Below are 9,094 nucleotides of genomic sequence, written 5' to 3' on the forward strand. Positions count from 1 at the left end.
GGAAGCTCAAAGCTAAGCTTCAGAGGCATATCAGTGGAGAACTCTAAAACGAGAATTTCACTGGCACTGGAAGCCTTAACGAGATCCTCCAAGTAATTCAAGCTATAAGTGCTACTGGAAGGCTCCTTAACATTTAACTCTATAAGAGACCCTGAAGCTTCACTCAACTTAACCTCCACATCCCCCCTCTCCCCCGAAGCTGAAATCTTCAAAACGTCACCCTCAGCAGATATCTTAACATAATCACTTATTAAACTGGCATCCTTAATTGCATCTTCAAAAACCTCTGAGGCAAGCCTACTATGAACATTGAATTCAAGGGATGGTGACGCTATCTCCTCACCAGCAATGTCGAGGAGGGGGATGCTGAAATTCCTCTCAGCCTTATTACTGAAGGTTATCTTCAACTTCCTATCACTAGTAACTTCAAGGGACATCTTATCCTTGGCAGACCCCCTCTTAAGAATCTTCCTAAACTCATCCAAATTGACACCAATGTTAATGTTCCCCTCACAATTGTACTCATCGAAGAAGGATTTGGGAAGCTCAACTTCCACCATAGCCACATGGGATGGATCCATAGCTCTAAGGGATAAGCCACTTGGAGTGGCCACAAAGTTTGCTTCATCAATAATCTCAGATATGGCGTCAATAACGCTCCTCCAAACCTTTATCTCCGATAATGAAAACCTAAACATACATACACCCAAAATCAACTATCACAACAAATATATTAATGCTTATCGGAGTCTACTCATATTCTCTCCAAGTATAATTGCATTTAGTGCACCTATAGAATCTTGTGGGAGCCTCATCCCCCCTCCTAGTTTGAACCATCCACCAATATGCCTCATTATTCCCACATCTAGGGCATACAGCCTTAACCTTAGGCATAGTCTTTGCAGCCACCTCAGAATCCACAACCGCTATTTCACTCTTCACATCCCTCTCCCTCTTCTCAGTAATCTTCATAGTTGAATTGGAAGGCTCCTTAACGAAGCCGCATGAAGAGCATACTAGGACAATCTTACCATCAACCCTCTTGGGACGCATCAAAGCTCCACACTTCTCACAGAATTCCATGATATATCACTCCATGAGTCGAGGGAAATAATTGGACAAGGTTCTTAATAACTTTAACGCTATAAGCCTAGAAACCCTTAAAGCTTCAAATTCTCCGCGAATGCAAGCTACATCCATTAAACGCTTAAAATCAGAATCACTCAACCCCCTATAAACCATAGATCCACCATAAATCACTATCACAGGCTTAGATGAAACTGAAAAGGCGTAATCCACATCAACATCCCCAAACCCCTCAGCATCAATAACTATGAAACTTATCTCATCAAAAAACTTTGAATTCATAATCATATGAATAGCTTCAATTAGGGGGTTGCTGGATTTGGAAATCCCAATTATAATGCCATCAAGTCTAAGGGAACCCCTAAACACGGATGACACTATCAAAGGCCTCCTGAAAACTACACCCACAATCCTAGACTCCAATTTAACCTTCAAAAATCCTCACCAAAACATGTTTAAGGAGGGCTGAGAAAGCTTTAACTTCACAATCAAAATTCCCAATAGAATCAGCCGAAATATTCCCAACAAGGATATCCACAAGCTCATTTAATGAAACCCTACCTGAAAGCCAAGCATAAGCTATTAAAGCCTCAGCAGCATCACCCTTAACGTGAACATCAACCCTACCTTCAAGCAACCCCCTCAAACCACACCTACATAAAGCCTCAGCTAAAACCCTATTCTTAACCCTCCCCCCACGAAATCTACCACCAACCACACTTAAAGCAATGGAGTATACGAAGTTTATGAGGGAATCCCCGAAGGATGCCAAATCATCATCAACTAATATGTCATGTAGATCATTAATGAACATTGAAGAGGCCTCTCATCTCCCAGAAGTAAATTTTTTAAAGGCAGATTCAAAGGCAGATCTAAACTTCAATGCATCCTCCTTAAGCCTCATCGTAGCATCCTTCAAAACTTCAACTGGAGATTTTGAGGAAACCCTCACTATTAAGAGAGCTCTATCTTCAAGTGGATGTGGAATATTATATGAGGCAAAAATCACGGATGGATCCTCATAAAGCTTTTGACACAATGCATTTAGGAATGTGTGACCTTCCCCCCTAATTTCAAGCTCTATGAAGTCATCCCCCCTCCTCAAAACCTTAACTTCCAACACATACACCCCTCAAACATCACAGTAATAGCTTAAGATACAAATGGTAATAAACTTAATTGTGAAAACTACTTTTTTAAAAGATATCCTGAAGCGAATTTCCTAGAACTATGAAAATTGCATTTAGAGCATACGAGACGCCCATTCCTAAGGTATAGTGGTGAAATGCAGTATGGACATCTGGCGAAGAGGACGCCTAGATCACTATCCCTAATGGAAACATTGTAGGGGATCCATGAATTTAAAAATACAGCCCTAACAATATCCCCCTCCCTAACAACATCATACATTGAATTATATTTAACATCACTGGATGCATATGGGAGTCTTAGGTATGCAGTTACAGGAGTCCTTAAAACCCCCCTCCCCTCCACATAACCAACCTTTATCCCAGCAGACTCAAAACCCACATCGAAAACATACCCTAAACCCACATCCCCAGCCACAGGTAAAATTAAACTCCTCTTAGATTCAACGTTAATCCTCCTTTCACGTTCATCGATCCTCAAACGCCCAAACCTAACTGCTATCAGGGATCCATCAACCTCCTTAACCCCATCCCCAGCTATAAACTCCTCTATCACACCGAGGAAATCACCAGGGAAAACTATGCTCCCACTGGAAATCAAAATGAACACCTCAAACCATCAATTATCACACACATAGTATCCTATAAAGGATAACATTAACCTTACGTTTAACCTCCCTATGGAAATTGAAGGTGTGAGGTATTGTTATGGTGAATCTAAGGTGACTAGACAATCTACCACCAAGCTTTGAAATGAAATTGGAGAGGAAAGCATGATTACTTGGGGTATACTTGTGAAGCGAGTAAACAACCTTCGCACTTCCAATGGCAGCTTCAAGGAAAATTCTATCAGCCCCCCTCCTATGAACCCCGAAGGGGGGATTCTGAATTATAGTGTCTAAACGTTTAGCCAATGGTAGATGGGAAATGTCTGCCCGAACAAAGCATATACCAAAATATAAGCCAAGAGACTTAGCATTATCCAAAGCAACCTTCAAAGCCTCATCATCCAAATCAACCCCTAAAACCATTTCAGCTCCAAGTAGCACAGCACCAAGACCCAAAACCCCAGTACCACAACCAGCATCTAAAACCCTCTTACCAAGAATATCATCATTAACAACCCCAGCAAACCAAAGTATCCTAGCAGCATCATCACCGCGAAGACTATACTGCTCGAAATAAACCTTTGGATTTGGATGTGGCTTAACATTCTCAAGTATCATTGCAAGATGCCTAAGCCTACTCAAACTCTTCATTCAAAATACCCCTCATATCATCTGGATTCATGGAGCCACTCAATGCAATCTTAACCTCATATGGAGTTAATATTGGCTTACCATAAGCTTCAGCCTCCTCAATGGCAATCCTTGGACATGCAGCTGAAACAAAGACATCAACATCCCTAAAGGGTAGAGTTAAATCGGCTGAGAAATCCCTAACTGAGAAGAGGTAGCACCTCCTACCACTAGACTCAATCATCCCCTTAACCTTCAAAGCCAAACCCAGCTTACACTGCCCAGGCTTAACACCTATCATAACCCCAAAGACTTTAGAATCCCTAGCCCTAACAATATTATTCCACCTAACACTTAAAACCCTCATAACAAGGCTATCCAAACACCTAATCTCACCCCTAAATGGATCCATAACATAAGTTGTCTTCCCAGTGGATAACGCTACACCCAAACCATGGAAATTGCCACCGGAAATCACTAGGAACCCCTCAACCAAGTCAGCTATCCCCACAGCGCCACAAACTTCACAACCCAAAACTTGACCATTAAACCTCAACTTACCACACTTCAAACCAACATGTACTGGCACACCACTAGAAGACAATACATCCACAACTTCACTCAAATTCTCAATATGTTGAATTGTGGAGAGCAATCCAACAGCCCCCCTAGAACCCCAAATCTCAACAAACTTCCTAGCCAAATCCCTCAAGGAAGATCTAAAATACACGGGGACATATATGACTGGAATCTCACTATACCCAATGAAATCAGTATGACCGAAATGTATTATTAAGTCAGCTCCAAGCCTCCTAGCATCATCAATGGCCAAATCACAACCACCATAACATGGATCCATTGAGACTATAACCTCAGCAGCCACATGACTCGAAATTTCATCAGCAACCTTCAAGGCGTAACCCTTAAGCCCATCTGGAAATTGAATTAGAATCCTACGGGCAGATTTAACCATACTATTCGAGACAACATAATCCAAATTGAAATCATACATGAAAACATCCAAAAAATTGATGTATTAGGGGAAGTATAAAAGTGTTAAGTGAAGAAGTCAACCATAAACCTTAAGATCACTCCTAGCACTAACAAACTCCTTCCGAACAAGCTCCCTAACAGCTTCACGTATAACCTCAGCTCGAGAAGAGTAACGGCCACATTTAATGAGTACATCAAGCTCCCTAACCACACCTTCAGGAAGCCTAATGGTGATTACTTTCATATACCCCCACTCACCAAAAATACTTTTAATACGAGGTTGAATAAAGAAGATTATACTACAATTGTATTACATATAGAATACAAACTGTTTGAGAAGACAATGTTAAAAGAATTCTAGATTGAGCAAAAATGCTTAAACGGCGAAATAGGACACAGAAAACCATATGGAGGAAGAATATAATTGAAAACAAAGATATCGGTGAAAATATTGGAGAATGCAAGTCATGTTTATATGTGAGATCAACTACACAAATCTAGAGTGGAATATGAAAGTTTATATAGAAAGCTATGGATGCGCAGCCAACGATGCAGATACGAACCTAATGAGGAACATGATACTGTCAAGACATGAGATAGTAGGGGACCCATGGAGGGCAGATGCAATAATAATAAACACATGCACAGTTAGGGGGGAGACTGAAAGGAAGATTATAAAGAGGATAAGGGAGCTTGAGGATATTAGGAGGAAGATTGGAGGTAAACTTATAGTTGCAGGATGCATGGCTAAAGCTCAACCAGCACTAGTATTAAATGCAGCACCAGAAGCATCACTAATATCACCACAAAGAGTTAGCGAAATACTTGAAGTTCTAGAATCAAATGTGAGGGAAATTAGAATTACAGGATATGGAGCCAAAAGCCTCGAGGGGGCAGTTAAAGGTGGATTAACAGTTACAATACCAATAGCTGAAGGATGCCTTGGAAACTGTAGCTACTGCATAGTTAAATTGGCTAGAGGCGGATTGAAAAGCTACAGTATTGAGGAGATAAAGAGGGTTGTGAGGAAGGCTGTGGAGGAGGGAGCTAGGGAAATTAGACTTACAGCTCAAGACACAGCAGCATATGGAATGGATATAGGGACAAACCTAGCAAAACTATTGAGGGAAATACTTGAGATACCGGGAGGGTACATTATTAGAATTGGAATGATGACCCCAAATAACGCCCTAAAAATAATAGACGATCTAATGGAGATATATGAGGATGAGAGAATCTACAAATTTATGCATATACCGCTACAGAGCGGGGATGATGAAATCCTAAAGCTAATGAATAGAAGATACAGCGTGAACGATTACAAGACAATAGTTAGAAAGTTTAGATCAAAATATCCAATGGGATTCATAACCACAGACATAATATCAGGATTCCCAATGGAAAGTGAAGAGGCACATAAGAGGACTATAAGGGTTATTGAGGAAACAAAGCCAGATAAAGTGAACGTAGCAAAATACTCCCCAAGACCTCACACCAAAGCCGCAGCCCTACCACAACTACCAGAAAGCATTAGGAGTGAGAGATGTAGGGAGATCGTCGAAGTTTCGAGGAGGATATCCCTAGAGAGGAATATGATGCATGTGGGGAGAATTGAAGATGCATTGGTGCTTAAAGTTGATGGGGAAACCGCTAAGGCTAGGATGAAGAATTATAGGCTTGTAAAGATAAATGGGTGTGGGGAAATTCTTGGAAGGACGGTTAAGGTCAAGATAACTGGAGCAAAAACCACACATTTAATTGGAGAGTTAACCCCCTGAAGGGGCGGGCATAATTGCCAAAACATCCCCATCCCCAATTATAACATTGGATAAATCCTCAACCCCAATCCTACGCATATTAACAGCGAAGTGAATATCCTTTCTAAACTCTCCATCCGGATTCGAAATGAGCTTCATAAGCCTACCATTAAGCTTACCATCAACAACCATCAACAAATCCCTAACACTTAGAGGAGCATCAATATCCAATACGATCCTATCTAAACCCAAATTTTCCCTAAAAAATGAGAAGAATAGTATTGTAACCTTCAACATTCAACCACCAGCCCCCTTCAATCTACGCATATAAACCCTCCAAGATGGCACTAGGAATCTAGGGTGATTGGCCTTCACATCATCCAATCTCCCAACAGAAGTATTCCTTGGAGAAGACTTTACAATGGATGGATTGCTGTAAGCCTCATCTGAAATCTCCTTCAAAACCTTAACATATGCATCAATATTCTCCTTCGTCTCAGTGTCCGTGAACTCTATCATCAAAGCCTCCTTAACGATCAATGGGAAGTATATTGTTGGAGCATGTAAACCACGATCAAGCAAAGCTTTAGCAACATCCAAAGCCCTAACGCCAGTCTCCCTCTCCATAGGCTCAGCGCTCAAAACACACTCATGCTTCCTAGGCTTACTTGGATCATATGGGAGGCTATACCCCCTAACATTGGACATACACTTCAAGAAGTAATTGGTATTCAAAGTTGAAAGCTCTGCGGCAGCCTTTAAACCCTTAGCCCCCATGGACAATATGTATGCTGCAGCCTTAACTATGACGGCGAAATTACCATAGAAAGATCTAACCTTCCCAATGGATAAAGGCCTATTGTAATCCAAATAATACCTCTTACCATCAAACTCCACAACTGGAACCGGTAGGAATGGCTCAAGCTTCTCCTTAACTCCAACAGGACCTGAACCAGGCCCTCCACCACCATGTGGAGTGGAAAACGTCTTATGGAGATTTAAGTGGACTATATCAAACCCCATATCGCCAGGTCTAACTATCCCCAATATGCCATTCAGATTTGCACCATCATAGTATAGTAGTCCACCAGCATCATGAATTATCTCAGCAATCTCAACAATATGCTCATCAAACACCCCCAAGGTATTCGGGTTTGTAAGCATGAGTCCAGCAGTCCTCTCCGAAACCGCACTCCTCAAAGCCTTCAAATCCACACACCCCTTCTCATCAGAAGGAACAACCACAACCTTAAACCCAGCCATAGCTGCACTTGCAGGATTAGTTCCATGGGCACTATCTGGAATTATCATCTCATCCCTAAACCCTTCACCCCTAAACTTATGGTAAGCCCTAATAATTAGGCAACCCACATACTCCCCATGAGCCCCAGCAGCTGGCTGAAGAGTAAACCTATACATCCCAGTTATTTCTGCAAGCCACTTCTCCACCATGTACATAAGCCTTAAAGAACCTTGAACTGTAGATTCATCTTGTAATGGATGAACATAAGCCACAGAATCAAGGGATGCCAACTCCTCATTAACCTTCGGATTATACTTCATGGTGCAAGAACCCAATGGGTAGACCCCGGAGTCAACACCATAATTCATCTCAGATAGACGGGTATAATGCCTAACAACCTCAACCTCGGAAAGCTGTGGTAGATTCAGCTCTTTACGCCTAAGCTTCTCCGGAATCTTAGCTAAAACGTCACCCACAGCAGACTTAACTTCATCATCAACTTTTGGAGGTATATAGCCCCTCCTACCATCATAACCCAACTCAAAGATTAATGGTTCATGCCATTTAGCTTGCCTAAACATTTCATCACACCCCCAAAATGGATTTTAAATTCAATGCAAGCCTCTCAATATCCCCCCTAGAATGAACTTCAGTTACACAGTAAAGCGCTGTTTCACCAAACTCTGGAAACTCATTCTTAATTATCTTTCCGCCATGAATCCCCCTCTTTAGAAGCTCCCTATGAACATCCTCCACCCCAACCTTAGATTCATCGAAATTGACTGTAAACTCCTTAAAGTGTGGTGAATCGAATATTGGAGCCCTAACACCCTTAATTTCATTGAGGAGCTTCATGGCATAATGAGATCTATACATTATCGATTCACAAAGCTCCCTCAACCCAGATGGGCCTAAGAGGGATAGATATGCAGCGGCTGCAACTGCACATAAAGCTTCATTACTACATATATTTGATGTTGCACGCTCCCTCCTAATATGCTGCTCCCTAGTCTGCAAGATCATCACAAACCCCCTCTCAGATCCATCCATCGTACTGGTTAAACCAATAATCCTGCCAGGCATTTGTCTAACAAGCTTATCATCCCATCTACATGCAAAAATGCCCAGCAATGGACCTCCAAAATTCATTGGATTACCGAGGGGTTGACCTTCACCGACAACTATATCTGCACCATAATCTCCAGGGGCCTTTAAAACCCCAAGGGATATTGGGTCTACTCCAACAATGAATAGGGCGCCCACACCATGAGCTATGGACGCCACCTCATCAACACCTGTCTCTATGAATCCAAGATACGATGGATTTTCAACGTAAATTGCAGCCACATCATTTGAGGCAACCCCCCTAAGCTTAGATAGATCTATACATCCACTCTCCCTATCATAATCAGCCATAATTATGGAGATACCATGAGGTTCGGCATAAGTCTTCAAAGTTGTAAGCCTATCTGGACTAATGATCTTTGGCACAATAACCTTCCTCCTACCCGTAACCCTAACAGCCATTAAAGCAGCTTCAGCAAGGGCTGAAGCCCAATCATACATGGATGCATTGGCCACATCCATCCCAGTCAACTCACAAATTAGACTTTGAAACTCAAATAAGGC

Annotated in this window: 13 protein-coding genes; 1 reads left to right on the plus strand and 12 read right to left on the minus strand. The window is 41.8% G+C overall.

Annotated features, from left to right (window positions below):
- The 9 genes from pcn to MRT15_RS07245 form a co-directional block, all read right to left on the minus strand.
- The coding region (gene pcn / locus MRT15_RS07205; RefSeq protein WP_304329290.1) for a proliferating cell nuclear antigen (pcna) at positions 1–698 on the minus strand (698 nt) is incomplete at its 3' end.
- A gap of 52 nt (positions 699–750) precedes the next feature.
- Positions 751–1,083, minus strand: a complete 333-nt coding sequence (locus MRT15_RS07210; protein WP_304329292.1) for a transcription factor S — start codon at positions 1,081–1,083, stop codon at positions 751–753.
- A 6-nt stretch (positions 1,084–1,089) separates the two neighbouring features.
- Positions 1,090–1,521, minus strand: a complete 432-nt coding sequence (locus MRT15_RS07215) for a hypothetical protein (RefSeq protein WP_304329294.1) — start codon at positions 1,519–1,521, stop codon at positions 1,090–1,092.
- On the minus strand, positions 1,511–1,900 hold the full coding sequence (locus MRT15_RS07220) for a ribonuclease III family protein (RefSeq protein ID WP_304329296.1): 390 nt from the start codon (positions 1,898–1,900) through the stop codon (positions 1,511–1,513). The genes MRT15_RS07215 and MRT15_RS07220 overlap by 11 nt, the downstream gene beginning before the upstream one ends.
- A gap of 12 nt (positions 1,901–1,912) precedes the next feature.
- Positions 1,913–2,209 carry an RpoL/Rpb11 RNA polymerase subunit family protein gene (locus MRT15_RS07225; RefSeq protein WP_304329297.1) on the minus strand — a complete coding sequence of 99 codons (297 nt, stop codon included), beginning with the start codon at positions 2,207–2,209 and terminating at the stop codon, positions 1,913–1,915.
- A 65-nt stretch (positions 2,210–2,274) separates the two neighbouring features.
- Positions 2,275–2,835, minus strand: a complete 561-nt coding sequence (locus MRT15_RS07230; protein WP_304329299.1) for an exosome complex RNA-binding protein Csl4 — start codon at positions 2,833–2,835, stop codon at positions 2,275–2,277.
- Positions 2,836–2,860: 25 nt separating this feature from the next.
- The gene (locus MRT15_RS07235) at positions 2,861–3,493 is read right to left on the minus strand and encodes an METTL5 family protein (protein ID WP_304329301.1); all 633 of its coding nucleotides are present in this window, start codon (positions 3,491–3,493) and stop codon (positions 2,861–2,863) included.
- Positions 3,477–4,484, minus strand: a complete 1,008-nt coding sequence (gene dph2 / locus MRT15_RS07240; protein ID WP_304329303.1) for a diphthamide biosynthesis enzyme Dph2 — start codon at positions 4,482–4,484, stop codon at positions 3,477–3,479. Before dph2 ends, MRT15_RS07235 begins: the two co-directional genes overlap by 17 nt.
- 57 nt (positions 4,485–4,541) lie before the next feature.
- The gene (locus MRT15_RS07245; RefSeq protein ID WP_304329305.1) at positions 4,542–4,709 is read right to left on the minus strand and encodes a ribbon-helix-helix domain-containing protein; all 168 of its coding nucleotides are present in this window, start codon (positions 4,707–4,709) and stop codon (positions 4,542–4,544) included.
- A 265-nt stretch (positions 4,710–4,974) separates the two neighbouring features.
- Here MRT15_RS07245 and MRT15_RS07250 point away from each other — a divergent pair, with 265 nt between their 5' ends.
- On the plus strand, positions 4,975–6,243 hold the full coding sequence (locus MRT15_RS07250) for a tRNA (N(6)-L-threonylcarbamoyladenosine(37)-C(2))-methylthiotransferase (protein WP_304329307.1): 1,269 nt from the start codon (positions 4,975–4,977) through the stop codon (positions 6,241–6,243).
- Here MRT15_RS07250 and MRT15_RS07255 read toward each other — a convergent pair.
- The 3 genes from MRT15_RS07255 to gcvPA form a co-directional block, all read right to left on the minus strand.
- The gene (locus MRT15_RS07255) at positions 6,232–6,519 is read right to left on the minus strand and encodes a MoaD/ThiS family protein (protein WP_304329309.1); all 288 of its coding nucleotides are present in this window, start codon (positions 6,517–6,519) and stop codon (positions 6,232–6,234) included. The two genes, MRT15_RS07250 and MRT15_RS07255, sit on opposite strands and share 12 nt — an antisense overlap.
- Entirely contained in the window at positions 6,520–8,046 is a 1,527-nt protein-coding gene (gcvPB, locus tag MRT15_RS07260; protein ID WP_304329310.1) for an aminomethyl-transferring glycine dehydrogenase subunit GcvPB, read from the minus strand.
- 4 nt (positions 8,047–8,050) lie between these two features.
- A partial coding sequence (gene gcvPA, locus MRT15_RS07265; RefSeq protein WP_304329312.1) for an aminomethyl-transferring glycine dehydrogenase subunit GcvPA occupies positions 8,051–9,094 on the minus strand: 1,044 nt, incomplete at its 5' end.

It is taken from the genome of Candidatus Culexarchaeum yellowstonense (assembly GCF_024707025.1).
Taxonomy (GTDB): Archaea; Thermoproteota; Methanomethylicia; order Culexarchaeales; family Culexarchaeaceae; genus Culexarchaeum.

Excerpts from the sequence above, each read along its gene's own strand:
- MRT15_RS07210 (WP_304329292.1), bottom strand. The coding sequence starts at position 1,083 with ATGGAATTCTGTGAGAAGTGTGGAGCTTTGATGCGTCCCAAGAGGGTT.
- MRT15_RS07220 (WP_304329296.1), bottom strand. The coding sequence starts at position 1,900 with ATGTTCATTAATGATCTACATGACATATTAGTTGATGATGATTTGGCA.
- MRT15_RS07235 (WP_304329301.1), bottom strand. The coding sequence starts at position 3,493 with ATGAAGAGTTTGAGTAGGCTTAGGCATCTTGCAATGATACTTGAGAAT.
- dph2 (WP_304329303.1), bottom strand. The coding sequence starts at position 4,484 with ATGTATGATTTCAATTTGGATTATGTTGTCTCGAATAGTATGGTTAAA.
- MRT15_RS07245 (WP_304329305.1), bottom strand. The coding sequence starts at position 4,709 with ATGAAAGTAATCACCATTAGGCTTCCTGAAGGTGTGGTTAGGGAGCTT.
- MRT15_RS07250 (WP_304329307.1), top strand. The coding sequence starts at position 4,975 with ATGAAAGTTTATATAGAAAGCTATGGATGCGCAGCCAACGATGCAGAT.
- MRT15_RS07255 (WP_304329309.1), bottom strand. The coding sequence starts at position 6,519 with ATGTTGAAGGTTACAATACTATTCTTCTCATTTTTTAGGGAAAATTTG.
- gcvPB (WP_304329310.1), bottom strand. The coding sequence starts at position 8,046 with ATGTTTAGGCAAGCTAAATGGCATGAACCATTAATCTTTGAGTTGGGT.